26 protein-coding genes, 1 other RNA gene, 1 pseudogene and 1 riboswitch are annotated in these 26,485 nt (G+C 65.5%); of the genes and pseudogenes, 17 read left to right on the forward strand and 11 right to left on the reverse strand.

Annotation, left to right across the window (positions count from 1 at the left end; all coding sequences use genetic code 11):
• The first annotated feature begins 31 nt into the window (after positions 1–31).
• Positions 32–1,162: a PLP-dependent cysteine synthase family protein gene (locus AC5RU7_RS01375; RefSeq protein ID WP_494050775.1), complete on the forward strand. Its 1,131-nt coding sequence runs from the start codon at positions 32–34 to the stop codon at positions 1,160–1,162.
• On the opposite strand, the gene AC5RU7_RS01380 is transcribed toward AC5RU7_RS01375, so the two are convergent.
• Positions 1,159–1,815, reverse strand: coding sequence for an MBL fold metallo-hydrolase (locus tag AC5RU7_RS01380; protein ID WP_494050776.1), 657 nt, complete (start codon positions 1,813–1,815; stop codon positions 1,159–1,161). The two genes, AC5RU7_RS01375 and AC5RU7_RS01380, sit on opposite strands and share 4 nt — an antisense overlap.
• A gap of 95 nt (positions 1,816–1,910) precedes the next feature.
• On the opposite strand from AC5RU7_RS01380, the gene AC5RU7_RS01385 reads away from it, so the two are divergent.
• Complete coding sequence (locus AC5RU7_RS01385) at positions 1,911–2,372, forward strand: Fur family transcriptional regulator (RefSeq protein WP_494008990.1); 462 nt, start codon at positions 1,911–1,913, stop codon at positions 2,370–2,372.
• A 20-nt stretch (positions 2,373–2,392) separates the two neighbouring features.
• Here the strand turns inward: AC5RU7_RS01385 and AC5RU7_RS01390 are convergent, their stop codons facing one another.
• The 5 genes from AC5RU7_RS01390 to AC5RU7_RS01410 form a co-directional block, all read right to left on the reverse strand.
• Complete coding sequence (locus tag AC5RU7_RS01390) at positions 2,393–3,268, reverse strand: metal ABC transporter permease (protein ID WP_494050777.1); 876 nt, start codon at positions 3,266–3,268, stop codon at positions 2,393–2,395.
• Positions 3,268–4,083 carry a metal ABC transporter ATP-binding protein gene (locus tag AC5RU7_RS01395; protein WP_494050778.1) on the reverse strand — a complete coding sequence of 272 codons (816 nt, stop codon included), beginning with the start codon at positions 4,081–4,083 and terminating at the stop codon, positions 3,268–3,270. The genes AC5RU7_RS01390 and AC5RU7_RS01395 overlap by 1 nt, the downstream gene beginning before the upstream one ends.
• Complete coding sequence (locus tag AC5RU7_RS01400; RefSeq protein ID WP_494050779.1) at positions 4,084–5,064, reverse strand: metal ABC transporter solute-binding protein, Zn/Mn family; 981 nt, start codon at positions 5,062–5,064, stop codon at positions 4,084–4,086.
• A gap of 125 nt (positions 5,065–5,189) precedes the next feature.
• Positions 5,190–6,260, reverse strand: coding sequence for a hemolysin family protein (locus tag AC5RU7_RS01405; RefSeq protein WP_494008666.1), 1,071 nt, complete (start codon positions 6,258–6,260; stop codon positions 5,190–5,192).
• On the reverse strand, positions 6,257–7,594 hold the full coding sequence (locus tag AC5RU7_RS01410; RefSeq protein WP_494050780.1) for a hemolysin family protein: 1,338 nt from the start codon (positions 7,592–7,594) through the stop codon (positions 6,257–6,259). Before AC5RU7_RS01410 ends, AC5RU7_RS01405 begins: the two co-directional genes overlap by 4 nt.
• A gap of 524 nt (positions 7,595–8,118) precedes the next feature.
• Here AC5RU7_RS01410 and AC5RU7_RS01415 point away from each other — a divergent pair.
• The 5 genes from AC5RU7_RS01415 to AC5RU7_RS01435 all read left to right on the forward strand — a co-directional run bounded on the left by AC5RU7_RS01415 (position 8,119) and on the right by AC5RU7_RS01435 (position 14,367).
• Positions 8,119–11,922, forward strand: coding sequence for a multifunctional oxoglutarate decarboxylase/oxoglutarate dehydrogenase thiamine pyrophosphate-binding subunit/dihydrolipoyllysine-residue succinyltransferase subunit (locus tag AC5RU7_RS01415; protein ID WP_494050781.1), 3,804 nt, complete (start codon positions 8,119–8,121; stop codon positions 11,920–11,922).
• Positions 11,923–12,051: 129 nt separating this feature from the next.
• Complete coding sequence (locus AC5RU7_RS01420) at positions 12,052–12,651, forward strand: GDSL-type esterase/lipase family protein (protein ID WP_494050782.1); 600 nt, start codon at positions 12,052–12,054, stop codon at positions 12,649–12,651.
• A gap of 80 nt (positions 12,652–12,731) precedes the next feature.
• Positions 12,732–13,559, forward strand: a complete 828-nt coding sequence (locus AC5RU7_RS01425; protein WP_494050783.1) for a DUF4097 family beta strand repeat-containing protein — start codon at positions 12,732–12,734, stop codon at positions 13,557–13,559.
• Complete coding sequence (locus AC5RU7_RS01430) at positions 13,559–14,173, forward strand: PadR family transcriptional regulator (protein ID WP_494008671.1); 615 nt, start codon at positions 13,559–13,561, stop codon at positions 14,171–14,173. The genes AC5RU7_RS01425 and AC5RU7_RS01430 overlap by 1 nt, the downstream gene beginning before the upstream one ends.
• Before the next feature lie 119 nt (positions 14,174–14,292).
• A complete protein-coding gene (locus tag AC5RU7_RS01435; RefSeq protein WP_369299106.1) occupies positions 14,293–14,367 on the forward strand; it encodes a 50S ribosomal protein bL37 in 75 nt (24 codons plus the stop codon).
• A 102-nt stretch (positions 14,368–14,469) separates the two neighbouring features.
• Here AC5RU7_RS01435 and rsrA read toward each other — a convergent pair whose 3' ends face one another.
• Positions 14,470–14,730, reverse strand: a complete 261-nt coding sequence (rsrA, locus tag AC5RU7_RS01440) for a mycothiol system anti-sigma-R factor (protein WP_009356877.1) — start codon at positions 14,728–14,730, stop codon at positions 14,470–14,472.
• Complete coding sequence (locus AC5RU7_RS01445; RefSeq protein ID WP_494050784.1) at positions 14,727–15,491, reverse strand: sigma-70 family RNA polymerase sigma factor; 765 nt, start codon at positions 15,489–15,491, stop codon at positions 14,727–14,729. The genes rsrA and AC5RU7_RS01445 overlap by 4 nt, the downstream gene beginning before the upstream one ends.
• A 294-nt stretch (positions 15,492–15,785) precedes the next feature.
• Here AC5RU7_RS01445 and AC5RU7_RS01450 point away from each other — a divergent pair, with 294 nt between their 5' ends.
• The 10 genes and pseudogenes from AC5RU7_RS01450 to AC5RU7_RS01495 all read left to right on the forward strand — a co-directional run bounded on the left by AC5RU7_RS01450 (position 15,786) and on the right by AC5RU7_RS01495 (position 24,307).
• Complete coding sequence (locus AC5RU7_RS01450; RefSeq protein WP_494050785.1) at positions 15,786–16,334, forward strand: DoxX family protein; 549 nt, start codon at positions 15,786–15,788, stop codon at positions 16,332–16,334.
• A 6-nt stretch (positions 16,335–16,340) separates the two neighbouring features.
• Positions 16,341–17,720, forward strand: coding sequence for a 3-phosphoshikimate 1-carboxyvinyltransferase (aroA, locus tag AC5RU7_RS01455; RefSeq protein WP_494050786.1), 1,380 nt, complete (start codon positions 16,341–16,343; stop codon positions 17,718–17,720).
• A 2-nt stretch (positions 17,721–17,722) separates the two neighbouring features.
• The gene (rsgA, locus tag AC5RU7_RS01460) at positions 17,723–18,838 is read left to right on the forward strand and encodes a ribosome small subunit-dependent GTPase A (RefSeq protein ID WP_494050787.1); all 1,116 of its coding nucleotides are present in this window, start codon (positions 17,723–17,725) and stop codon (positions 18,836–18,838) included.
• Positions 18,839–18,886: 48 nt separating this feature from the next.
• Entirely contained in the window at positions 18,887–19,699 is an 813-nt protein-coding gene (hisN, locus tag AC5RU7_RS01465) for a histidinol-phosphatase (RefSeq protein ID WP_494050788.1), read from the forward strand.
• A gap of 161 nt (positions 19,700–19,860) precedes the next feature.
• Positions 19,861–19,974: riboswitch (SAM riboswitch) on the forward strand.
• A gap of 38 nt (positions 19,975–20,012) precedes the next feature.
• Complete coding sequence (locus tag AC5RU7_RS01470; RefSeq protein ID WP_494050789.1) at positions 20,013–21,431, forward strand: aminotransferase class V-fold PLP-dependent enzyme; 1,419 nt, start codon at positions 20,013–20,015, stop codon at positions 21,429–21,431.
• A 63-nt stretch (positions 21,432–21,494) separates the two neighbouring features.
• Entirely contained in the window at positions 21,495–22,253 is a 759-nt protein-coding gene (locus AC5RU7_RS01475) for a class I SAM-dependent methyltransferase (protein ID WP_494050790.1), read from the forward strand.
• Positions 22,254–22,296: 43 nt separating this feature from the next.
• Positions 22,297–23,010 carry a metal-dependent transcriptional regulator gene (locus tag AC5RU7_RS01480; protein WP_494008678.1) on the forward strand — a complete coding sequence of 238 codons (714 nt, stop codon included), beginning with the start codon at positions 22,297–22,299 and terminating at the stop codon, positions 23,008–23,010.
• A 1-nt stretch (position 23,011) separates the two neighbouring features.
• Positions 23,012–23,293 (forward strand): annotated as a pseudogene (locus tag AC5RU7_RS01485) (fluoride efflux transporter FluC); the annotation flags it as partial.
• A 144-nt stretch (positions 23,294–23,437) separates the two neighbouring features.
• Entirely contained in the window at positions 23,438–23,839 is a 402-nt protein-coding gene (locus AC5RU7_RS01490; RefSeq protein WP_494051338.1) for a fluoride efflux transporter FluC, read from the forward strand.
• Positions 23,840–23,929: 90 nt separating this feature from the next.
• Entirely contained in the window at positions 23,930–24,307 is a 378-nt protein-coding gene (locus AC5RU7_RS01495) for a hypothetical protein (protein WP_494050791.1), read from the forward strand.
• A gap of 23 nt (positions 24,308–24,330) precedes the next feature.
• Here the strand turns inward: AC5RU7_RS01495 and AC5RU7_RS01500 are convergent, their stop codons facing one another.
• From AC5RU7_RS01500 to smpB, 3 genes are all read right to left on the reverse strand, one after another.
• On the reverse strand, positions 24,331–25,311 hold the full coding sequence (locus AC5RU7_RS01500; protein ID WP_494008682.1) for a S1C family serine protease: 981 nt from the start codon (positions 25,309–25,311) through the stop codon (positions 24,331–24,333).
• 234 nt (positions 25,312–25,545) lie between these two features.
• Positions 25,546–25,914, reverse strand: a transfer-messenger RNA (tmRNA) gene (ssrA, locus tag AC5RU7_RS01505).
• Positions 25,915–25,987: 73 nt separating this feature from the next.
• On the reverse strand, positions 25,988–26,461 hold the full coding sequence (gene smpB, locus AC5RU7_RS01510) for an SsrA-binding protein SmpB (protein ID WP_494008683.1): 474 nt from the start codon (positions 26,459–26,461) through the stop codon (positions 25,988–25,990).
• Positions 26,462–26,485 lie beyond the last annotated feature (24 nt).

Genomic DNA, 26,485 nt, shown 5'->3' on the forward strand with positions numbered 1-26,485 from the left:
CCACCGGTCCGCCCGCGGGTAGGCTGGATTGGTGAAGATTGAGGACGGCAGCAACGGCAGGGACACGGACTGGGCAGGCCGCGGGTGGTCAGACCGGGACTGGGCAGACCATGCCATCCGCACCATCCGGGCGGAAAACAACCGTTCGGCGGACACCCATCTCTACTCCGTGCCGCTGCCTGAACACTGGGGCGTCCAGCTGTACCTGAAGGACGAATCGACGCACCGGTCCGGCAGCCTGAAGCACCGGCTGGCGCGCTCGCTGTTCCTCTTCGGCCTGGTCAACGGCTGGATCAGGGCGGACACCACCATCGTGGAGGCGTCCAGCGGCAGCACCGCCGTCTCCGAGGCGTACTTTGCCCAGCTGCTGGGACTGCCGTTCATCGCAGTCATGGCTCGGACCACGAGCCAGGAGAAAATTCACCTGATCGAGCAGTTCGGCGGGTCGTGCCTGCTGGTTGAGCACGCCTCGGATGTGTATGCCGCAGCCGAAGAGGTTGCCGCCACCTGCAACGGGCATTACATGGACCAGTTCACCTATGCCGAGCGGGCCACGGACTGGCGCGGCAACAACAACATCGCGGAGTCGATTTTCGGGCAGCTCCAGCTGGAGGAGCATCCGGTTCCGGACTGGATTGTGGTGGGTGCCGGGACCGGCGGAACGAGTGCCACGATTGGCCGCTACCTGCGCTACCACAGCCACCCCACGCGACTGCTGGTGGTTGATCCCGAAAACTCTGCGTTCTATCCGGGGTGGCGCGGCGGGAATGACGCCGTGCCGGCGGGCCTGCCATCCCGGATCGAGGGGATTGGACGGCCGCGGCTGGAGCCCAGTTTTGTGCCGTCCGTCATCGACCGCATGGTCCAGGTCCCCGACGCCGCATCCGTGGCAGCCATGCGCCACCTTTCCGTCCTTGCAGGACTCCACTCCGGCCCCTCAACCGGTACCAATCTCTGGGGTGTCTGGCAGACCATCGCCGGCATGGTCGCCGAAGGCCGGAAGGGCAGCATTGTCACGCTGATGTGCGACGGCGGGGAACGCTATGCGGGCAACTACTACAACCAGGACTGGCTGGCATCCCAGGGCCTGGACCCCGCGCCCTATGAAGCAGCGATCCGGACCTTCTTCGATACAGGACGGTGGGACCCGGACGTCGCCTAGACCTCCACGGACTCCCCGGCGCGCAGGTGGCTGTACTCGGTCCCGTACTTGGCGCCGATCCTTTTGACGTGGCCCTCCACAATCTTCAGGCCGTTGTCATTGAGGAGCCCGTCGTGGATCTGGAATGCCCGGGGCGCCCGTATGCTGACGACGAAGTCCACTACTTCCGCCGACTTGCTCCAGGGCGCATGCAGCGGAACCAGCAGGGTCTTGACGCTGATGCCGTCCGGAACGATGAACGAATCTCCCGGATGGTAGACGTTGTCATCAATGAGGTAGCCGATATTCGGCACCACCGGGATCTGCGGATGGATCAGGGCGTGCTGGCCACCGAAGCTGCGCACCGCGAAGCCCGCCACATCCAGCGACATTCCGGGTTCCACCGCGTTAATCCGGGCCGTTGCTTCCGGAACTTCGGTCCGCAGATGGTCAGCTACCCCGGCCGGGGCGTAAACCGCCAGGTCCGTGGTGCTTCGGAGTGCGTCCACAACAGCGGGAACGTCGACATGGTCGGCGTGCTCGTGCGTGACCAGCACGGCTTCGGCCCCTGCCAGCGCCTGCCCGGTTTCGGAGAAGTTGCCGGGATCCAGGACCAGAACCCGGCTGTCCTTTTCGAGGCGGACGCAGGCGTGGGTGTATTTCGTCAGCTTCATAGCGCCAGCCTAGGGTCCTGTCCGGAACGGTGTCCACGAGGGCTTGGCTGGTAATCTTGGTCTTTGCCATGATCCCCAAGGAAGCGAGTCCATCCATGCCGCTCGGCGCCAAGGTTGATTCCACTACGCCCTCCCCGGCAACGGGCGGCAAGGAACAGCGCGTCACCAAGCAGCGCCGGGCCGTCAGTGCCGCCCTGGATGAGCTGGACGACTTCGTCAGCACCCAGGAGCTGTACCGGATCCTGCAGAACCAGGGCGTGTCCGTTTCACTCGCCACGGCCTACCGGATACTCCAGTCGCTTGCCGATGAAGGCCTGGTGGACGTCCTGCGCAACGGTGAGGGCGAAGCGGTCTACCGTCGCTGCGCCGTTACCGGCCACCATCACCACCTGCTGTGCCGGAACTGCGGCAAAGCCGTGGAGGTGGAGGCACCCGCCGTCGAAACCTGGGCAGCGCACACCGCCGCGGAGCATGGCTTCAGCGAGGTGGCCCACACGGTGGAAATCTTTGGCCTCTGCCCGGAATGCACGGCCCTGAAGGCTGCAGGCAAGCTGTAGCAGGCAGTAACCGCCGACGGTTACTGCGCCTGCAGGACCCTGCCGTTGATTCCCTTGCCGGCCCTGACGGAGCCGATGGCGCGGCATACCACGTAGATAATGAAGGACAACGTGGTGACGTAAGGGCTGATCGGGATGCGGCCGCCCAGTGCCAGCAGGATGCCGCCCACTGTGGCAGTAACGGCAAAAACTACGCTCAACACCACCACGGCCACCGGCGATGACGTCACCCGCAAGGCGGCTGCCGCGGGGGTGATGAGCAGGGCAAGCACCAGGAGGGCCCCCACCACCTGGATGGACAGGGCAACGCTGATACCCAGCAGGACCATGAAGACGATGCCCAGCCGGCGGACGGGAACACCGCGGGCCTCGGCGAGTTCGGGGTCGAGGCTGGCGAAGTTCAGCGGCCGCCAGATGGCCACCAGCGCCACCATCACAACCAGCGCCGTTCCGGCGAGGGCCGTGAGCTGGACCGTATCCACCGAGACGATCTGCCCGGTGAGCAGGCCGAACTTGTTGGCTGCGCGGCCCTCGTACAGGGACAGGAACAGGATGCCCAGGCCCAGGCCGAACGGCATGAGGACGCCGATGGTGGAGTTCTTGTCCCGGGCCTTGACCCCCATCAGGCCGAGGAGGAGTGCCGCCGCAACGGACCCGACGAGTGACCCGAACACAATGTCGGCGCCGATCAGCAGGGCGAAGGCCGCCCCGGCAAAGGACAGTTCAGAAATGCCGTGGACGGCGAAGGCCAGGTCCCGCTTCATGACGAAGGTGCCCACCAGGCCGCCAAGGAGGCCCAGGACGGCGCCCGCCCAGATCGAGTTTTGAACCAGGACCAACAGCTCGCCGTAGTTCTCGAAGTTGAAGATTGCCGCCAGGATACTGTCTGCGTCCATCAGGCGGCCTCCCCCGCCAGGGCATGGGGCTCGGCATGGTGATGGGTGGTGGCATCCGGAAGCCCCACCACCACGATCCGGCCGTTGGCGTGGATCACCTCGACGTGGCTGCCGTAGAGATCGGAGAGGACTTCGGTGGTCATGACTTCCTCCGGCGTCCCCACCTTGAACCGCCCGCCGGCCAGGTACAACACCCGGTCCACGTAGTCGATAATGGGGTTGATCTCATGGGTTACGAACACAACGGCGCTGTTCCGGTCGCGGCACTGCCTGTTGATCAAGGCACTCACGGCCTGCTGGTGGTGCAGGTCCAGGGACAGCAGCGGTTCGTCGCAGAGAAGGACCTGGGGATCGGTGGCCAGCGCCTGGGCAACCCGGAGCCGCTGCTGCTCGCCGCCGGACAGCTGCCCCACGGGCACCTTTGCATAATCGCTGGCGCCCACGAGGTCGAGGAGCTCGTCAATCCTGCGGTTTGCCTTGGCTGGGGACAGCCGCAGTCCCCAGCGGTGGCCGTCCACCCCGAGCCCCACCAGATCCCTGGCCCGCATGGGAGTGTCCGGGGCAAACGACTTCTGCTGGGGGATGTAGCCAATCAGGCGGCTGCCGCGCTCAACGGTGCGGCCGCCCAGTGCAGCCCGTCCCTGGTGCAGGTCCTGCAGGCCGAGCAGGACCTTGAGGAAGCTGGTCTTGCCGCTTCCGTTGGGACCAAGCACGGCAAAGAATTCGCCGGGTTTGATGTCCAGGTCCAAATCCTCCCAGAGCACCCGCTTGCCAAATTTCAGGGACGCTCCGGTGAGGCTGACGACGGGCTTCAACTATTTGCTCTCCAGAACTTTGCTGATGGTGTCCACATTCTCCGTCATCCACTGCAAGTACGTCTTGCCCTCAGGGAGGGTTTCGTTGAAATCCACCACAGGGACTCCTGCTGTCTCGGCTGCCTTTTTCACAGCTTCCGTCTGCGGCCCCTCGGTCTGCTGGTTGTAGGCGAGGAAGCGGACCGACTTGGAGGCTACGAGGTCGGTTGTGGCCTTGAGTACGGCCGGCGGCACGTCTGAGCCTTCCTCGATCGCAGCAGTGTAGTCCTCAGGCGTTGCGTTAACCAGCCCGGCGTCCTCCAGCAGGTAGAGAGGAACCGGCTCGGTCACTGCCACCGGCGCCCCGGCAGCAGCACCCTTCACGGAATCCAGCTTTCCGTGCAGGCCTTCGAGGGTGGAGGTGAAGTTTTCGGCATTGGTCTGGAATGTCTGCGCCGAAGCAGGGTCCAGTTCCGAGAGCTTTGCGGCGATGTCGCCCGCCAGCTTCTCCATGGCGTGCAGGCTGTACCAGACGTGCTCGTTGAATTCGCCATGGTCGTGCTCATCGGCCGGTTCTGATTCCGGCGCGGACGCTTCGGCGGAGGCTTCCTCCTCCTCGGGATGGGCCAGTCCGGAGAGTTCGACGGCGTTGAGCACCTTGCCGCCGTCGAGGTTGCTGTCCTCGGCGAGGGTGTGGAGGAAATCGTCGTAACCCCCGCCGTTCTCGATGACGAGGTCCGCTTTGGACACCGCCAGCCGGTCCTGCGCGGTCGCCTCGTAGGAGTGCGGGTCCTGGCTGGTCTTGCTGATGATGGCGGTGACGCTGACCTTGTCTCCGCCGATGGTCTTTGCGATATCGCCGTACACGTTCGTCGATGCCACGATGTTGATGCCGTCGGCGGAGTCCGACGAGGGCTGCGCCTCCGGGCTGCAGGCGGTCAACAGGAGTCCCAACCCGGCGAGGGCGGCGACTGACGAACGGGCGGCTGCGGAACGGCGCACGGAAAGACCTCGGTTCACTGGGGAGGGAAGAACAACCCCTCAAGTCTATACGTAAATAGGAATCATTCCTATCTAGCCCCGGCCGGGACCACCCTTCCCGCCAGTGGCGGGAAGGGTCAGGCCGGTCAGCCTCCGTTCGGGTGGCCCAGACGGCGGATGCCGGTGGCCTGGGTGGCGTCCCGGATCTCGCCCACCAGCTGCTCGATGACATCTTCGAGGAACAGCACGCCCTGCGTCTTGCCGTCCGGTCCAATGACGCGGGCCAGGTGCGAGCCCGTACGCTGCATGACGGACATCGCCTTTTCAATCTCGTCATCCAATGCCAGGTTGGCCAGCGACCGGATCCGGCTCTCGGCGATCGGAAACCCATAGGCCGGTTCCGGGATGGACAGGACGTCCTTCACATGGAGGTAGCCATAGAGCATGTCCTCGTCATCCAGCATCGGGAAGCGGGAAAATCCGGTACGGCTGACTGCCTTTTCAAACTCCACCGGAGTGGTGGGAGCCTTCAGCATCACCAGGTTCTCCAGCGGGACCATGATGTCCCCGGCGGTATGTTCCGAGAACTCAAGCGCGCCGGTGATCAGGCCGGCGTCGTCGTCCACCAGGCCATGACGGGTGGATTCCTGGACGATCGACTGGACCTCCTCCAGGGTGAACGAGGAGTTGACTTCATCCTTTGGCTCGATCCGCAGCAGCTTGAGGATGTGGTTTGCCGACCAGTTAAGGACCGAAATCACCGGGTTGACGAGCCGGGAGATGAACACCAGCGGCGGCGCGAGAAGCAGTGCGGCCTTGTCCGCAACGGACACCGAAATGTTCTTCGGGACCATCTCGCCGAAAGTCACGTGCAGGAACGTGACAAGCATCAGCGCCACGGCGAACGCGGCCACATCGGCCACCTCGATGGGCAGGCCCAGGGATTCCAGCGGGACAGCCAGCAGGTGGTGGATGGCGGGTTCCGCCACCAGGAGGATAAGCAGCGAACATACAGTGATGCCCAGTTGGGCGCATGCCAGCATCAGCGAAACATTCTCCATCGCCTTCAGCGTTGTCTGCGCGCGCTTGGAACCGGCCTCCGCCAAGGGCTCAATCTGGCTCCGGCGGGCCGACATCACGGCGAATTCGGCGCCCACGAAGAAGGCGTTGCCAAGCAGCAGGACTCCAAGCCACACAATTCCTGCCCAGTCGCTCATCGGCCGTTCCCGTCGTTGGTGTCCCCGGCCACGTCATCCGGTGCAACCGGCCGAAAGCAGATGCGGTCGATCCGGCGGCCGTCCATTCGCGTGACGCTCAGTGTTCCGCCGCCCACCGGCACGGTGTCTCCCACCACGCCGATCCGGCCCAGCATGCTCATGACGTAGCCGCCCACAGTCTCGTAGGCAGCCTCGTCAGGCACTGTCAGTCCCGGGATCTGTTCGGACAGCTCGTCCGGCCGCAGCAGGCCCGGGAAATACCAGTCACCCGAAGCGCTTTGCAGCAGGCCGGGGCGGACCTTGTCATGCTCGTCCGCCACTTCACCGACAATTTCTTCCACAAGGTCCTCGAGCGTGGCGATACCGGCGGTTCCTCCGTATTCATCCAGGACGACGGCGAGTTGCAGGTTTCCTTCGCGAAGTTCGGCCAGCAGGGCATCCAGGTGGATGGTCTCCGGAACCCGCAGCACCTCCGTCATAATGGCTCCGGCCTCAAGGTTCTGCCGGCGCTCCCACGGAACGGCCACGGCTTTCTTGACATGGACCAGGCCGCGGATATCGTCCGCGGAGTCGCCAATAACCGGGAACCGGGAGTAACCGGTCCGGCGGGCGGCAGCAACGATGTCGGCGACGGGCTGGTCGGCATCGATCGTCTCCACCCGGATGCGGGGCGTCATCACGTCCGCGGCCGTCCTGGTGGAGAAGTTAAGGGTACGGGCGATGAAGTTGGCCGTCCCGGCGTCGAGCGTTCCCATGGCCGCCGACCGGCGGACCAGCGAGGCAAGCTCTGCCGGGGTGCGTGCCCCCGAGATTTCTTCCTTCGCTTCCAGGCCGAACACATGGAGCACCCGGTTGGAGAAGCCGTTCAGCAGCACGATGGCAGGCTTGAAAACCGCGGTGAAGACCAGCTGGGGCCGGGCAAGGGCCTTACCCACCCGGAAGGACAGGGCAATAGCCATGTTCTTGGGAACCAATTCCCCCAGCAGCATTGAGAGCAGGGTGGCGATCACCATGGCCAGGACCAGCGAGATGGAGGCGACGGCGACGTCGGGAAGTCCGACGGCGGCCAGCGGGGCTTCCAGGAGTTGCCCCACCGATGGCTCCATCACGTATCCAGTGAGGAGCGTTGTGAGTGTAATGCCCAGCTGGCAGCTGGAGAGCTGCGTTGACAGGGACTTAAGGCAGGCGAGCAGCGGGACCGCGCCCGCGTCGCCGTCGTCCACGGCGCGCTGGACCGTCGGCTGGTCAAGTGCAATGAGGGAAAACTCAACGGCTACGAAGAAGCCGGTACCCGCAATCAGCAGCAGGCCTGCGGCAAGGAAGAGCCATTCCATTCAGCATCCCGCCTGTACTGCGCACGGGCGTGGATCGGGGTAACCGGGATATCTGCCCGGCGGAGGATGGTCGGCGGAGGCCGAGCCTCTTTCCTGGCGGGCGGCGGCCGGAGGGACCGCCTGCGGGTGATGGGCGCGTGTTCGGGGTTTGCCGGCTCTGCGGGTGGACTGTGCGGCGCAGTGCTTCGCGCTCCGCTGACAGCCCCCAGGCCGGCACCTAGATTTACTGTCCATAAGGACTTCAGTCTACAGGTACGCCTCCAGCCTCCCGGCGCTCCGGGTACGGCCCGGAAGCGCCGTAACGGCCTACCCCTAAAACCCCTTGTTCACACGCTTCCGGCCGCCATATTTGGCCGTTCCCGCGTCACTTCATGATTTGGGTCACCCTTATTGGCAGTTAGCACAACATGGTTACTAGACTTGCAAAGGTCTGGGTTCAGAGGACGCAGAGACTGGTTCGAACGTAGTGTTGACGCACCGTGGGGCCGGAGAGAAATCAAACTCATGGAAGAGGCGTATTTCAAGTGCCAGAGCAGCCAAGCCACCGTCTACCAGAGGAATTTGGCGGAAACGAGTGGCTCGTTGACGAACTGTACGAGCAGTACCAGCAGGACAAGAACGCTGTGGATGCCAAGTGGTGGCCGCTGTTTGAATCGTTCGACTCGGGCAGCAGTTCTTCTTCCAACGGAAATTCGGGGCAGGCCACTGCCCATCCTCCAACCCGGGAAATGCCAGTTGTGAACGCGGCTCCTGCGGCTCCGGCACCGTCGCCGGCAGCAGCACCGGCCACTCCCCCGGCCGCGCCGGCTGCCGCACCGGCACCCGCGCCCGTTAAAAAGGCTCCCGCCACCGTGGCCCGCGACGGCGGCAAGAAGACTGAGTCCACCTCCGGATCACAGCCGATTCCGGCCCAGCTGCCCAAGAACGTCAAGGCTCCCACCGCCCCTGAAGAAGACGTTGTTTCCGTCCTCCGCGGACCGGCCAAGGCAATAGCCACCAACATGGTCACCAGTCTTGAGGTGCCCACCGCCACCAGCGTCCGGGCCATTCCCGCCAAGCTGCTGATCGACAACCGCGTGGTCATCAACTCCAACCTCGCCCGCGCCCGTGGCGGCAAGGTCTCCTTCACGCACCTCATCGGTTATGCCGTCATCCGGGCGCTGTCCCAGTTCCCCTCGATGAACGTGTACTACGACGAGGTGGACGGCAAGCCTTCAGCAGTCCAGCCGGCCCACGTCAACTTCGGCATCGCCATCGATATGCCCAAGCCGGATGGCACCCGCCTGCTGATGGTTCCGAACATCAAAAAGGCTGAGACCCTCAACTTTGCCGAGTTCTGGCACACCTACGAGGATCTGATCAAGCGCGCCCGCAACGGCAAGCTCACCGCCGAGGACCACCAGGGCACCACGGTTTCGCTGACCAACCCCGGCGGCATCGGCACCGTCCACTCGGTGCCCCGCCTCTCCAAGGGCCAGGCCGCCATCATCGGCGTCGGCGCCCTTGACTACCCTGCCGAGTTTCAGGGCGCCAGCGAGAAGATCATTGCCCACAACGCCATCAGCAAGGTCCTTACCCTTACCTCGACGTACGACCACCGCGTCATCCAGGGTGCCGGCAGCGGTGAGTTCCTCAAGCTTGTCCACCAGCTCCTGCTGGGTGCCCAGAACTTCTACGACGAGATTTTCGAAGCCCTGCGCATCCCCTACGAGCCCGTCCGCTGGAGCGCCGACAAGCAGGTGGACCCGGCCGACGAGATCAACAAGGTTGCCCGTATCCAGCAGCTGATCCACTCCTACCGCGTCCGCGGACACCTGATGGCGGACACCGATCCGCTTGAGTACGTGCAGCGCAAGCACCCCGACCTGGACGTGCTGACCTACGGTCTAACCCTGTGGGACCTGGACCGCGAATGGCCCACCGGCGGCTTCGGCGGCAAGCCGACGCTCAAGTTCCGCGACATCCTGGGCGTCCTGCGCGACGCGTACTGCCGCACAACCGGCATCGAATACATGCACATCCAGGAGCCTGCCGAGCGCAAGTGGTTCCAGGACCAGCTGGAGCACCCCTACTCGAAGCCGAGCCGTGAAGAGCAGCTGCGCATCGTTTCCAAGCTGAACGCTGCCGAGGCTTTCGAAACGTTCCTGCAGACCAAGTTCGTGGGCCAGAAGCGCTTCTCCCTCGAAGGCGGCGAGTCGCTGATTCCGCTCCTCGACGCCATCATGTCGGACGCCGCCGACGACGGCCTGGATGAAGTTGCCATCGGAATGGCCCACCGCGGCCGCCTGAACGTCCTCACCAACATTGCCGGCAAGACCTACGCACAGGTGTTCCGCGAGTTTGAGGGCACCCAGGATCCCCGCTCGGTCCAGGGTTCCGGTGACGTGAAGTACCACCTGGGCACCGAAGGCACGTTCACCTCGGATACCGGCAAGGAGACCAAGGTCTACCTGGCTGCAAATCCGTCCCACCTCGAGGCCGTGGACCCCGTACTTGAGGGCATCGTCCGCGCCAAGCAGGACCGGCTGGACCAGGGCGAGTCCTTCCCCGTGCTGCCCATCGTGGTACACGGCGACGCCGCCTTCGCCGGCCAGGGCGTTGTTGCCGAAACCCTCAACCTGTCCCAGCTGCGCGGCTACCGCACCGGCGGAACCATCCACATCGTGGTCAATAACCAGGTGGGCTTCACTACCGCCCCGTCTTCCTCGCGCTCGTCCACGTACTCCACTGACGTCGCGAAGATGATCCAGGCGCCAGTGTTCCACGTGAACGGTGACGATCCCGAGGCTGTGGTCCGCATCGGCCAGCTCGCCTATGAGTTCCGGCAGCGCTTCCACAAGGACGTTGTCATCGACATGGTGTGCTACCGCCGCCGCGGGCACAACGAGGGCGACGACCCCTCGATGACCCAGCCGCTGATGTACAACCTGATTGAGGCCAAGCGCTCCGTCCGCAAGCTGTACACCGAGTCGCTGATCGGCCGTGGCGACATCACCGAGGAAGAAGCAGAGCAGCTGCTCCGCGACTACCAGGAGCGGCTGGAGCGCGTCTTCGCGGAGACGCACGCAGCCCAGACCTCCCCGATCCCGATCGTGACGGCGGATTCCGCTGCTGTGTCCGATATCGAGAGGCCCATTGCCCAGCAGTCCGACGCCGATGCCAACACGCCGGTAGCCACGGCAATTTCGGCGGATACCCTGGCCCGCATCGGCAAGGCCCACATCGAGATCCCAGAGGGCTTCACGGTCCATGCCAAGCTCAAGCAGCTGCTCGAAAAGCGTGAGCAGATGTCCCGCGAAGGCGGCATCGACTGGGGCTTCGGCGAGATCGCGGCCTTTGGCTCCCTGATCATGGAAGGCGTGCCCGTGCGCCTCGCCGGCCAGGACTCCCGCCGCGGCACCTTCGTCCAGCGGCACGCCGTGTTCCACGACCGCGCCAATGGCCAGGAATGGCTCCCCCTGGGCAACCTCTCGGACAACCAGGCCAAGCTGTGGATCTACGATTCCCTGCTGTCCGAATACGCGGCCATGGGCTTCGAGTACGGCTACTCGGTGGAGCGGCCGGACGCGTTGGTCCTCTGGGAGGCCCAGTTCGGCGACTTCGTGAACGGCGCCCAGACCATCATCGACGAGTTCATCTCCTCTGCCGAGCAGAAGTGGGGCCAGCGGTCCTCGTTGGTACTGATGCTTCCGCACGGCTACGAAGGCCAGGGCCCCGACCACTCCTCCGCCAGGATTGAGCGGTTCCTGCAGCTGTGTGCCGAAGAGAACATGGTCGTGGCCAACCCCACCACGGCCGCTTCGCACTTCCACCTGCTGCGCCGGCAGGCGTACAGCCGGCCGCGGAAGCCGCTGATCATCTTCACGCCCAAGCAGCTCCTGCGCCTGAAGGCTGCCGCGTCGTCCGTCGAGGACTTCACCAGCGGCACCTTCCGCCCGGTCATTGGTGAGCATGAGCAGCTGGCCGCGGACGCCGTCGAGCGCGTCCTGCTAGTCTCCGGCCGCCTGTACTACGATCTGCTCTCCACCCGGCAGAAGACCGGCGACAAGACCACGGCCATCGTGCGCGTCGAGCAGCTCTACCCGCTGCCGCACGCCGAGATCGCGGCTGAGCTTGCCAAGTACCCGAACGCCGAGGTTGTCTGGGCCCAGGACGAGCCCGCCAACCAGGGTCCGTGGCCGTTCATCGGCCTGAACCTGCCGGACGCCTTGGACCGCCGGATCCGCCTGGTCTCGCGTCCTGCGTCTGCCTCCACGGCCGCCGGCTCCATGAAGCGGCACGCCGCGGAGCAGGACGTGCTCCTGAAGCAGGCATTTGCACGGAAGTAAGCACTGAGGCTGCCCGGCCGGACGTCGAAATCCCAGACTCCGGCCGGGCAGTTCTGTTTAATGGATGGACAGCGCCGCCCCCTTGCACCAACGGTGGCAGCGGCCAGGGAACGACGTAAAGAGGATCGTGTGGAAGACAGGAAGCTGCGCATTGCGGCTGTAGGAGATGAACTGCTGGCCGGACTCGGAGATCCCCGGGCGCTCGGTTGGCTGGGCCGTGTCCTGGCCCGCACTCCCCAGGACGGCTTGCTCCTGGAAAGCTACGCCCTCCCCTGCCCGCAGGAAGGCACCGAGGGCCTGGCCGCCCGGTGGCTGGAGGAGGCCGGACGGAGGTTCAGCAGCCACGCCGAGAACCGCCTGGTGATCGGCCTCTCCGGCCGCGACATCGAATTCGGCCTCTCCACCGCGCGCAGCAGGCTGAACCTGGCAAACATCCTGGACTCGGCCTCGCAAAACCGGATCGAAGTGTTCGTCGTGGGTCCGCCGCCCACCCTCGATCCTGCCCAGAACCGCCGGCTGGACGAGCTGAACACGGCATTCGCGGACGTCACCACGCGGCGCAAGCACCTCTACGTTGATACCTTCTCCCCGCTCCTGAACCACGAGCAGTGGCGGCAGGACCTGGCTGCCAACGCCGGAACGCCCGGCCAGGCAGGGTATGGCCTCATGGCGTGGCTGGTGTTGCACCGCGGCTGGTTCCAGTGGCTGGGAATGGACACCCCCGCCTAGCAGTTCGCGATATATCTTGACGTGCTCCACAACCAGAGGTAGCGTGATCTGTACACGATATATCGCCTTCGGAGGTTCCCATGTCTGAGCAGAACTGGTCCGTCAGCAGCCCGCAGACCATCGATGTGGACGGCGTGACGTCCCTGAAGCTGGGCATGGTCCAGGGCAGGTTCGATGTTGTGGTCCACCAGGAGCCCGTCACCCGGATCGAAATATCCGACGTCCACGGTGATCCAGTGGAGGTGTCCGTTAACCACGGCCGCCTTGAAGTGCGCCACCAGCTGCATGGCCCCCAGGGCTGGTTCAAGAATCTAATGGGAGCAGTCAACCACAACAGCGAAAATTCCGCGGTGATCAGCATCGCCGTTCCCGGGAACGTGGAGGTCGAGGCCGGCATCGTCAGCGGCGACGGCCTGGTGTCCGGAGTAACCGGGCACACCCGGCTCAACACGGTATCCGGATCGGTCATGGCGGACGGCACAGGCGGGGAACTCCACGTCAACACCGTCAGCGGCGAAGTGACTGCCCGCCACCATACCGGCGTCCTCACCGCAAAGAGTGTTTCCGGCGAAGTGACGGCGTCCGGCCACTTCACGAACATTCGCGCCAACACCGTCAGCGGTGACCTGACCTTCGACCTGCACGGCTTCGCCAACGACTTCGTGGCCAACTCAGTCTCCGGCGACGTCACCATCCGGTTGCCCCACGACGTCGGTGTGGACATTGTTGCCAAGTCTGCCAGCGGCGCCGTGGTCATCGGCAACCGGCAGTACACGTCCGTGGGCGGGAAAGTTGAGACCATTGCAGGACCGGACGAGCAGTTGATGCTGGTCCGGACAAACTCGGTTTCCGGGAAGACCTCCATCTTCCACAGCTCGAATGCCGGAAATGCGGAAACGGGGCACTGATGCCCCCGGTATTCGCGCACGGTGCACTGCGCCTCTACCTGCTTGCGCTCCTCGAATCCGGCCCTAAACACGGCTACGAACTCATCAAAGCCCTGAAGGACCGGTTTGGCGGGACGTATTCCCCCAGTGCCGGCACCATCTATCCCCGTTTGGGAAAGCTGGAGGAAGAGGGCCTGGTGGCCACGGAATCGGCCGGCCGCCGCACCAACTACCACATCACCGCTGCAGGACTCGCGGAGCTGAACCGGCGGAGGGACGAGCTGGCCGGGGTGGAGAACGACATCTCGGCGTCAGTGCGAAGGCTGGCCGACGGCCTGCGGGAGGACATCCGCAGCAATATGCGCGGCCTCCGGGCGGACCTGGCTGCCACGGCCGAGGCGGCCCGCACCGCCGCCCACGCAACGGACTTCCGGGTTCCCGGCGGCAGGGTGCCGCCGGAAGGATCACGGTCACTGAAGGAGGCCGAGCTGATGCTCCAGGAGTTCCGGGACGATCTCCGCACCGAACTCCGGCTACACGCCCGGAGCCAGCCCCTGGGCCCTGTCACCCTGGAGACCATGCGCACAGTGCTGGAGCAGGCCCGCATCGCCGTCCGGAACTCGCTGAAGCCGTAAGGCGCCGGCAGGCAGCGCCTTATCGCAGGTCATGCGGGTGCTCCCGGTTCGCGGGCGCACTGATGTTGTGGGAGACTTGAGGGCAGCTCTTTTGAGTACCGACAGTAAGGAGGCCAGCTATGAGCAAGCGTGCACGCAAGCGTCGTGACCGTAAGCGTGGCGGCGCGAACCACGGGAAGCGCCCCAACACCTAGGCAAATGCCAGGGACTACGGTTCAAGCAAAGGACCCCGGAAGCCAATCGGCTTCCGGGGTCCTTTGCTTTTTACTGCAGCTGTCCGGGCGTGCGTATGGGCCCTATGCCTCCACCGTGCGGATGGAGTGGATCCGGTCCAGGATGGCGTTCTTCAGGTTGTCCGGTGCAGCTTCGGTGCAGGAGCGTTTAACCATGTTCCGGATGACGCACTCGAGGTCGTACTGCTCCGTGCACTCCGGGCAGTCATCCAGGTGGTTCTTGATCTCCGTGATGTCTTCCCGGGTCAACGCACCATCGAGGTATTCGTAGATGCGTTGCATCCGGGTGTCGTCGCAATCGCCCAATCCCTGGCAGTCGCTCATTTCCTGCTCTCCTGTTGTGTGCTTGCAGCCGGGTCCTGTGCATCCGCGGCCGATTTGAATCCGCGCTCGGCGGCGTATTCCGCCAGCATGTCCCGCAACATTCGCCGGCCGCGGTGGAGCCGGGACATCACCGTGCCGATGGGCGTGTTCATGATGTCTGAGATTTCCTTGTACGCGAAGCCTTCGACGTCCGCGAAGTACACCGCAAGGCGGAATTCTTCCGGAATGTCCTGGAGCGCGCGCTTGACGTCGGAATCCGGGAGGTGGTCCAGCGCCTCTACCTCAGCGGAACGGAGCCCGCTGGAGGTGTGTGATTCGGCCCGCGCCAACTGCCAGTCCTCGATCGTGTCCGAATTGGACTGGAGCGGTTCGCGCTGCCGCTTGCGGTACAGGTTGATGTACGTATTGGTCAGGATGCGGTACAACCACGCCTTGAGGTTGGTTCCCGGCTTGTACTGATGGAATGCCGAAAAGGCCTTCGTATAGGCCTCCTGGACGAGGTCTTCGGCATCCGAGGGATTCCGGGCCATCCGCATCGCCGCCGAATACAGCTGGTCCACGTACTGCATGGCATCACGCTCGAAGCGGACCCGCCGCTGTTCAGGGGTTTCCGTCGAGACGTCCACCAGCGTTTCCGTGGCGCCGGCCGCTGGTTCGGGGGCGCCAGCCGATGCGGACACGGGCGCCGCAGCGGGCGTGCCCTTCACGTCGCTGTTCGAAGCCTCATACATGGCCGAGACGGCCGGATCCAGGGTGCTCATTGCCTTCAAGTCTACTGTCAGGCTCCGCGCGCGCGGCGAGCCATACCCGGAGGCATCCTCATCCACCAGGCCAACAGCCAACGGGCCCACTGCTTCCACTCCGTCCAACACCTGCCTCAAGGCCCAGCTCCGCTCTGTATGTCGTGGAACATCTATTTCATGATTCGAATAGCGGCCGCCCTTGCCGACCCGCCTTTGCCATAACCCCCGGTCGCAGGCAAATATTCCCCAAAAGTGCAAGACTAGAACGGACTCCCCGCCGAAGACGCGGTTCGTCCATCCAGGAGGAAATCCATGCCCTTTATACGCACGCTCGCCCGCCCCATGCTGGCCTCCAGCTTTGTCCTTGCCGGAGTGGATAAGCTCAAGAACACCGACGATACGGCGCAGCAGCTCTCCCCCCTGCTCCGCAAGGCTGCGGCGTCCCTGCCGTTCCAGGCGGACGAGAAAATGCTGGCCCGTGTGATCGGCGGGACCCAGGTGGGCGCCGGCGTTCTCTTCGGGTTGGGCAAGTTCTCCAGGCTCTCGGCCACCCTGCTCACCGTCATCTCCCTGCTGAATACCTTCGTGGAGTGGCGCAGCGCGGACATCAGCAGCAAGGAGGGCCGCGAAACGCGCCGCAACCAGCTGCTGAAGAACCTGTCCCTGAGCGGCGGGGCACTGCTCGCCTCCGTGGACACGGCCGGCAAGCCGGGCCTGGCCTGGCGCGCCGAGCACCTGGCGGCCGATGCCCGCAAGGGTGCCTCGCACCTTGCCTCGGACGCCCGGAGGACCACCAACAAGAAGCTGGCCAAGGCGGACAAGGCCGTCCGGCGCGCCGTTGAACAGGCCACGGGGGCATAAGCACGAATGACCGCTGCAGCCGCCACCCGGGACGATTCCGGAGCTCCTGTCCCCCACTGGCCCGCACCGTTCGCTTCGCGGCCCGTTAACGCCACTCTCACGGTTCCCGGCTCGAAGTCCCTGACCAACAGGTACCTCGTCCTTGCCGCGCTGGCCGACGGACCGTCACGCCTGCGTGCACCCCTGCACTCCCGCGACTCCGCCCTGATGGTCGAGGCGCTCCGCCAGCTGGGTGCCACCATCACGGAAGTGCCGGGCGATGGCGCGTTCGGGCCGGACCTCGAAGTGGTCCCGCTGGGGCAGGATGCGGCGCAGCCGCTCACCAGGATTGACTGCGGCCTCGCCGGCACGGTCATGCGTTTCGTTCCGCCGCTCGCGGCGCTGCGCAACGGTGCCAGCGTGTTCGACGGCGACCCGCACGCGCGCAAGCGTCCGATGGGGACCATTATCGAGGCGCTGAGGGCGCTGGGCGTTACGGTATCCGCTGAGGATGGGGGCACGCCGTCGTCGCTTCCGTTCGTGGTGGAAGGCAGCGGGGAGGTCCGCGGCGGGCACCTGGTGATCGATGCCAGCGCGTCCTCCCAGTTCGTCTCCGCGTTGCTGCTGGTGGGGGCGCGGTTCACCGAGGGCCTGCATCTTGAGCACGTGGGCAAACCAGTGCCCAGCCTGGACCACATCAACATGACAGTTGCGGTCCTCCGCGGCGCCGGGGTCCAGGTGGATGACTCGGTGCCCAACCACTGGGTTGTCTCACCTGGCCCCATCCGCGCTTTCGACCAGCGGATCGAGCAGGACCTGTCCAACGCCGGCCCGTTCCTCGCAGCGGCGCTGGCTTCAGGCGGGACCGTCCGGATTCCCGGCTGGCCCGAGCAGACGCAGCAGGTGGGTGACCTGTGGCGCAGCATCCTCCCCGAGATGGGCGCGACAGTGACACTTGAGGACGGCGTCCTCACGGTCACGGGCGGTCCCGAAATCAAGGGCGCCCACTTCGCCGACACCAGCGAACTGGCACCTACGGTAGCGGCCCTGTGCGCCCTTGCATCGGGGCCGTCCCGGCTCACCGGGATAGCCCACCTGCGCGGGCATGAAACGGACCGGCTAGCCGCGCTGGTTACGGAAATAAACCGCCTGGGCGGCGACGTCGAGGAAACCAGCGACGGCCTGGTGATCCGCCCTGCCCCGCTGCACGCCGGCGTCGTGCACAGCTACGCCGACCACCGCATGGCCACTGCAGGGGCAATCCTGGGCCTGGCGGTGGAAGGAGTACAGGTGGAGGACATCGCCACCACGGCAAAGACCATGCCCGACTTTCCCCGGCTCTGGGCGGACATGCTCGCCCAGGGCGGTGCCCCGCAGCAGGAGGCCCGCACCGGGGCGGAAGGTTAGCGGTGGCAAGGCGCACTGATTCCTGGGACGAATCGGATGTCCGGATCCGGCCCAACAAGAAGGGGTCCAGGCCCCGCACCAAGGACCGCCCCAGCCACGACGACGCCGTGACCGGGCGGATCATCACCGTTGACCGGGGGCGGTACACCGCCGTGGTGCGCGAGGACTCCGCTGACGAGCGTACAGTTATCGCCGCCCGGGCCCGTGAACTCCGCCGCTCCCCCGTTGTGGCGGGCGACTTCGTTTCCCTCGTGGGGGATGTTTCCGGCGACCCCCATACCCTGGCCCGGCTGGTCAGGATCCAGGACCGGAAGACGCTGCTGCGGCGCAGCGCTGACGATACTGACCCGGTGGAGCGGGCCGTGGTGGCCAACGCCGACCAACTGGTGATCGTGGTGGCCGCCGCCAACCCGGAACCCCGCACAGGCTTCATCGACCGCGCGCTCGTAGCGGCCTACGACGCCGGCATCGACCCGATCCTGCTGGTCACCAAGGCGGACGTCAAGGATCCGGCGGAGCTCCTGTCCAACTACACTCACCTCGACCTTCCCGTGATCATCAGCCGGACCGCCGACCTTGCGGCGTCCGGCATCGATGCCCGCTCGGACGACGGACTGTCCGCCCGGCTGGACAGCGCTGCTGTTGCCGCGCTGCGGTCCTACCTGGACGGCAAGGTCACCGTCATGCTGGGACACTCCGGCGTCGGCAAGTCAACAATGGTCAACGCGCTCACGGGAGCCGAACGTGCCACCGGCGGCGTCAACGCGGTCACCGGCAGGGGCCGGCACACGTCATCGTCAGCACTGGCCCTGCGGCTGGTTGACGCACCGCCGGGCAGCTGGATCATCGACACCCCCGGCATCCGCTCCTTTGGCCTGGCGCATGTGGACCCGGACCGGATCCTGCGGTCCTTCCCGGACCTCTCCCCCGGCACCGATGCCTGCGAACGCGGCTGCAAGCACACGGCAACAGCCGTTAACTGCGGCCTGGATGCCTGGGTGGTGGAAGGCCACGCGGGCCCGACCGGAGAGGCTCGGCTGGCGTCCTTGCGCCGGTTGCTCGGAGCGGATCCGCGGGAGGATGCTCAGGAGGCAAAGGAGCTCGGCAGCGTCAACTGACAAAGCCGATCTCCCAGCAGAACAGCCTGCAGACGGTAGTTTGGAACCATGATCCAACCCGCTTCGAGCTACAACGATGACCTGCGCCTGGCCCATGTCCTGGCCGACTCCGTGGATGACCAGACCATGAGCCGCTTCAAGGCACTGGACCTCCATGTGGAGACCAAGCCCGACCTGACGCCGGTCACCGACGCGGACAAGGCCGCCGAGGAAGCCATCCGCGGCCAGCTCTCCCGCTCCCGCCCCCGCGACGCAGTGCTCGGTGAGGAGTTCGGCAGTACCGGCCACGGCTCGCGCCGCTGGATCATCGACCCCATCGACGGAACCAAGAACTTTGTCCGTGGCGTCCCCGTGTGGGCCACCCTTATTGCCCTCGTTGACGAGGGCGAGCCGGTGGTCGGCGTCGTGAGCGCTCCAGCCTTGGGCAAGCGCTGGTGGGCGGCCAAGGGCATGGGTGCCTACATGGGCCGTTCCCTTGCCGCGGCTACCCGGCTGCGGGTGTCCGACGTCTCCAGCCTGTCCGACGCCTCACTGTCCTATTCAAGCCTCTCCGGCTGGAAGGAACGGGGAAACCTGGACGAGTTCCTCGGCCTTACCGAGGATGTGTGGCGGACCCGTGCCTTCGGTGACTTCTGGTCCTACTGCATGGTGGCAGAGGGCTCGGTGGACATCGCCTGCGAACCCGAGCTCAATCTGTACGACATGGCTGCATTGGTGCCGATTGTGGTGGAGGCGGGTGGGCGGTTCACATCGCTTGAGGGCGAGGATGGCCCGTTCGGCGGGAACGCATTGGCCACCAACTCCATCCTGCACTCGGAGGTGCTGCAGCGGTTGAACCCGTACCTTGACGACCTGCTCTAAAGCCCCCTGCAACCGAACAAACGACGGCGGTTACCTCCAGAAGGAGGTGTCCGCCGTCGTCTTCTTCGCCGAAAAGCCTGTTTTCCATTCCCGCGTAACAAAGGCCTTAACAATTGCGCCGGCTTCAATCCTGGCCGCCCCATGTTCTACGCTCTTAACCAGGTCACGAGTGCCAGCGCAAAACCCCGGTTTGCTGGCCGGCAACCCTCCATTCGCGGTGGGGTGCCCCGGGTGACGACCAGGCCGGTCCGGAGCGGATGCGGCAAGCGCGGATTCCCTTGATAGCGGAGTCCTGTTTTGAAGTGAGGTCTCTGTGACAACTGCCACCGTCTCCCCCAACGCCGCCATCACCGCTGATTCCGTGTTTGACGGACGGCAGGCACTGGCCGGCCGGCCTCTCGCCGCCGTCACCGGCGCAGAAATCCAGGCACCGCTGATTTCCGGCGGCCATATCCGCTACGCCAACCTTGACTATGGCGCCTCCGCCCCCGCCCTCTCGGTGGTGTCCGCCTACCTCAACGAGATCCTGCCTTTCTATGCCAGTGTCCACCGCGGTGCCGGCTACGCGTCCCAGATCAGCACCTCGGTCTACGAAAACGCCCGCAGCATCGTCCGCGACTTTGTGGGCGGCCGCCCGAACGACTCCGTCATCTTCACGCGGAACACCACGGACTCGCTCAACCTGCTGGCCGGCTGCCTGCCCCTCAACGGCGGCCAGCCCGCCGGCGACGTCCTGTACCTGGACATTGAGCACCACGCCAACCTGCTGCCGTGGCAGGGCGTTCCCCACCGCAGCATTGTTGCCGCCGACACCATCGCGGGAACCATCGACGCCGTACGTGCAGAGCTGGAACAGGGCGGCGTCAGCCTGCTGGCCATCACCGGCGCCTCCAACGTCACGGGCGAAATCCTCCCGGTCCGCGCCCTTGCGGCCCTGGCCCACCAGCACGGGGCCCGCATCGTGGTGGACGCGGCCCAGCTGGCGCCGCACCGCCGCATCAACATCAGCGCGGACGACGTCGATTACGTCGCCTTCTCCGGCCACAAGCTGTACGCGCCCTTCGGCGCAGGCGTCCTGGTGGGACGGCCGGACTGGCTCGACGCCGGAACCCCGCACCTCGCCGGCGGCGGCGCGGTCAAGGAGGCCAGGCTCGACGGCGTCAGCTGGGCCACCGGCCCGGCCCGCCACGAGGGCGGCTCCCCCAACGTCCTGGGTGCCGCCACCCTGGCCAAGGCCACCCAGGTCATCGCGGGCCTGGACCAGGAACGCTGGCACGCCCACGAATCCGCCATCCGTTGCTTCCTGGTGGAGGGCCTCCAGGAGATCGACGGCGTCACAGTGCACCAGATCTTCAAGGACACCAACCCGGACACCGACACCATCGGCGTGGTCAACTTCTCGGTTGAGGGCTACGACGCAGGCCTCGTGGCTGCGTACCTGTCGGCCGAGCACGGCGTGGGCCTGCGTGACGGACGCTTCTGCGCACACCCCCTGCTGAAGCGGCTGGGCCTGCCTTCGGGTTCGCTCCGCGCCAGCTTCGGCGTCGGTTCCCGGCTGGAGGATGCCCAGCGGCTCCTGGCCGGCATCGCCAAGCTGCGCCGTGACGGGCTCGGCTGGGACTACGTGGTGGACTCAGGGCGGTGGGTTCCCGCCAATGACACCCGCACCTACCCGCACTGGGCCCCAAACACGCCTGGGACCGCCGGCGCTGCTCCCTGCACCGACGACTGACCCATCCGGCAGATGCGGTAAATTCGGAAGGTACCGCAGGGCATTGACTGAAGGAGGCCGCACGTGGTTCGGGGTGGCCCAAAGCTGGATCTCGGGCGGCGCCGGGAGCTGGGCAAGAGTTTCCAGCAGGGCGGTAGGCACTATCAGCGGGTCCGGCCCGGTTATCCCGCCGACTCTGCCAATTGGCTCATCCCCGCGGGCGCGAGGGATGCGCTCGACGCCGGGGCAGGAACCGGCAAGTTCACCGAACTGCTGCTGGAACGCGGGCTGGCCGTCACCGCCGTCGACCCCTCCGCCGACATGCTGGACCAGCTGAAGGCACACTATCCCGGCGCCACCGCGGTCCTGGGAACCGCCGAAGCCACAGGCCTGCCGTCGTCCGCCTTCGACGTCGTCACCGTTGCCCAGGCCTGGCACTGGTGCGATCCCCTGACCGCGAGCACCGAACTGGCACGCGTCCTGCGTCCGCACGGCACACTCGGGCTTGTCTGGAACCAACTGGACACCACCGTCCCCTGGGTGCACCGGCTCTCGCGGATCATGCACGCCGGGGACGTCTACAAGCCCGGCCACCGGCCGGTGGTGGGCCCGGAATTCGGTGAGCTGGAAAGCCACGTGACGCACTGGCAGGACACCGTCAGCACCGAGGACCTGATCGAACTGACCAAATCGCGCAGCTATTACCTCCGGGCAGGTGATGCCACCCGTGCCAAGGTCCTCGCCAACCTTGACTGGTACCTGCATGAGCACCTGGGACATGCCGCGGACGAGGACATCGGGCTGCCGTACCTGACGTTGTCGTGGCGGGCAGTCAAAGTATGAGCGGTTCCGCCGCGCTCCCTGGGCACCCGGTAGGCTTGGTCCTGTGAAGACCAGCGCGCCCTCCTCCTCCATTGAGGACTACGTCAAGGTCATCTACTCTTTCACTGAATGGCAGGACAAGCCCATCACGTCCTCGCAGCTGGCCCAAAGGCTGGGCGTTGCCAATTCGTCCGTGTCGGAAATGGTCCGCAAGCTCAAGGACCAGGGCCTTGTTGACCACAAGCCGTACAGCGCCATTACCCTTACGGACGCGGGACTGCGGCTTGCCTTGTCCATGGTGCGGCGCCACCGGCTGATCGAAACCTACCTGGTCCAGCAGCTTGGATACAGCTGGGATGAGGTCCACGACGAGGCCGAACTGCTCGAGCACGCAGTATCAGACACTTTCATTGAGCGCGTCGCCGCCAAGCTCGGCGATCCCAGCCGGGACCCGCACGGGGATCCTATTCCCACGGCGGACGGCAAGGTGCTGATGCCCAGGGCGCACCTGATGGGCGAGCTGGATAAGGGCCACACCGGCAGGATTACGCGGATCAGTGACGATAACCCGGACCTGCTCCGCTATCTGTCCGCCGAGGAGATCGACCTTGACGCCGAGGTAGAGGTGGTGGGACGCCGGCCGTTCGGCGGTGCCCTGATGGTGCGGATCCGGAACTCCGGGCGGACCAGGGATTACGATCTGGCGGACGAGATCACCTCAGCCCTCTGGGTCCACAGCGACCATCCCCATCCAGGCTGCCTGCTGGGAGACAGCTGACGTGGGACCGGCGCCCGTCTGGCGGGCATGGCTGGCTGTTGCCGTCGGCGGCCTGGTTGGCAGCGAACTCCGGTACGGCCTGACGCTGGCGTTCCCCGAGCAGCCCGCGTCGGTGCCGTGGGCAACACTGTGCATCAACGTTGCCGGCAGCTTTGTCCTGGCCGCGCTGACCACTGCCTGGATGGCCCGGCCGCGGACTGCGTTCTGGCTTCGCGCGGGACTGGGACCCGGACTGCTTGGCTCCTTCACCACGTTCTCCGCCGTGGTGTTCGCCGTAGACCAGCTAGCCCGGGCGGGCCAGCACCCGGTGTGGATCGCCTATCTGGCAGTATCGCTGCTTCTAAGGCCTGGCTGCCGCAGGAGCGGGGTGGCGGCTGGGCAAGCGGCTCACCCTACAACCAGTGGACGCTGTTCCGGGCCGCCGGCAATGATCGGCGCGGTCATGGTGGGCGTCTTCGGCGTGATGGGGGCACTCCTCCGCTTTGGCGTCGACAGCTGGTTCGCACACCACAGCTCCACCCGCAGCGTCCGAACCGGCAGCGGGAACCAAAAGCTGCACTGGCCGTGGGCCACGTTGCTGGTGAATGTGGCGGGGTGCTTCATCATCGGGTTGTCCCACGGAGCGGCAGCGGGGCTCGGCCTGAGCCCTGACTGGCAGGCCGGGCTGTCCGCCGGCCTGGCGGGCGGGCTGACCACCTTCAGTTCCTGGACCACGGCCACCGTTCGGCTCTTCGCGGAGTCGCGCGTCGGCGCGGCAGCCCTCAATATCGCCGGCAACCTGGTGCTCGGATTTGCCGCGGCTGCTGCCGGCATTGCGCTGACTGCCTAGTCGTGCGGTCCGGTTGGTTCAGCCCGCTTGGGCGCCCGGCCCCACCGGGGCCCGGTCCTGATTTGTATGCCTCCCGTATGGTGGACTGTGATGATTAGCAGACGTGACGCGGCAATTGCCCTGGATGTGCCGCTGGAAATGGCCCAGCGCCATGGCCTTCCCAAATGGATGACCGAGGCCGAACTGGGTGCGATCCTGGACAACCCGCCGCCTTGGCTGGTCCAGTCCCGCGCCAACCGGACGGGCAAGCGGCCGGTGTGGGTCCACCTTGAGTGTGCGGTCTGCGGCTACGAGGAGGCGGCCCGTCCCAAGAAATGGTGGCCGGACTTCACGTACGTTGTCTGCCACCATCATTCACCCGCGGACGTGCCGGCTGCCGCGCCGGGGTTCGTCCGGAGCGAGTTCGACGGCGTCGGGACGCGTTTCGTGGGCATCGCCGACGTGGCGGCGCCGGATACGGGGCGCTGACGCGGGACTTCACTGTTCCCGGCTCAGTTGCCGTTGCTGGTCATTTCGTCCGGCACGGCCACCAGATGGCTCTCGGCACCGTCCCGCAGTACCGCGAGATCCAGCGGCTGGCCGATCGCGTCGGCAAAGAGCAGCCGCTGCAGGCTTTCGGCATTGCTGACGGGCCGGCCGCCCGCCGTAAGGAGGATGTCTCCCGCTGCCAGGCCCGCCCTGTCAGCGGGTGAGCCGGGCAGCACCTCCACGATCCGCAGCCCTTCCCGCTGGCCCGTCCTGATCACTGTGCTGGGGTTCAGCCGGATGGGAGTGCTGACCAGGCCCAGGTAGGCGCGGCGGACCCGTCCATCGGAAAGCAGGGCGGAGATGATCCGCCGCGTGGTCGCGTTGATCGGAACCGCCAGCCCCAGCCCTGCGCCCGCGACTGCCGTATTGATGCCCACAATCCTGCTGTGGGTATCGGCGAGGGCACCGCCTGAGTTACCGGGGTTCAGTGCCGCGTCCGTCTGGATGACATCTTCGATGACCCTGCGGTTGTTGCCCGACCACACCGGAATGGCACGGCCGAGGCCGCTCACGACGCCCGCCGTGACAGAGCCTGCAAGGCCCAGCGGATTTCCCACCGCCACAACAAGTTGTCCCACGCGAAGGGTTTCCGCGGCCCCGAATTCAGCGGGCGGAACTTTCGGACGCCGGCCATGGACCACGGCGAGGTCCGACAAGGGATCGCTGCCCACCAGTTCAAGCTCCATCCGGCTGCCGTCGGCGAAGACCGCATGGCCCCTCTCCGTCCCGGCCACCACATGGGAGTTGGTCAGGAGATAGCCGTCCTGGGTGAAGAGGACTGCGGATCCGGCCCCCATGCGCATCCTGCCGTTGCGGCGCCGTGCCGTCATCTCAATCGCCGCCACGTGTGGGGTGACGGCTGCCGCCACGCGCATGACTGTCTGTGAATATGAATCCAGCACCTCGCCGTCGTCGGCGAAGACCGGTTCCCGCGCCTGGTCCACGGCGCACCTCCTGGTTGTGCCCGCCCGGACCTCCGTTGCGTTACCGGGCCTTACCGATCACAACGAGCGGCGGCGGCCTCCTAGTCCCGTGCAGGCTACGCCGTGGGTGAACGGGCAGCGCCATAGCCCAGGCAACGATAAACACCCCGGTCCGAGGACTGGGGTGTCAGGGCGCCCCCACTGGCGTCCTATGCCGAAGGGCAACAAAAAAGCCCCGGAAGTCCGGGGCTTTTTTGGTGGAGATGGGGGGAATTGAACCCCCGTCCGATGTCGTGTTGTCAGGGCTTCTCCGGGCGCAGTTTGCGTCGGATTTTCTCGGCCCCAGCCATGCTGCAAACAGCTGGCTGATCCGGGCCCAGTCATCTAAGAGTCCCGTTTACTCCGATGACGGGAGCAAACAGCAGTGGCTATCTAAATGACGCCAGGAACCGGGGCGATAGCAACCCCGGGCTGACGGACTGTCTTACTGCTTAGGCAGCAAGAGCGAAGTCAGTGCGCGTTTGTTTGGCACTTATTGTTTTGCAGAAAGCGTTAACGAGATAATTCTGCATCCTCGGCCCGCTTCACCTGTCGCGACAAACACCGTCGAAACCGATCATCCCCATATTTTGTTACCAAACCGGCGGGCATACCCACCGGACTATCTATAGTAACGCACGTTCTCCGGGATCCATTCCTACTTGCGCCGGTTGCGTTCCCGCATTTCCCGCTGCGCCTCCCGGTTGTCCTGCTGTTCCCGCAGCGTCTGGCGCTTGTCGTACTCGCGCTTGCCCCGCGCCACACCGATCTCCACCTTGGCGCGGCCGTCCACGAAATACAGCTGCAGCGGCACGATGGTGTAGCCCGATTCGCGCACCTTGTGGGAGATCTTGATGAGCTCCTCGCGGTGCAGCAGCAGCTTCCGGCGCCGCCGGGCGGCATGGTTGGTCCAGCTGCCCTGGTTGTATTCGGGGATGTGGATGGCTTCCATCCACAGCTCGTCGTTGTAGAACGTGCAGAAACCATCCACCATCGAAGCGTGTCCTTCGCGCAGGGACTTCACTTCAGTTCCCATGAGCGCGATGCCAGCCTCGTAGGTGTCCAGCACGTGGTAGTCATGCCGGGCCTTCCGGTTGGTGGCCACCACTTTACGGCCACTTTCTTTAGGCACGGGAAAGCTCCTCAGTTTTCAGGT

It is taken from the genome of Arthrobacter sp. K410C, assembly GCF_059090105.1.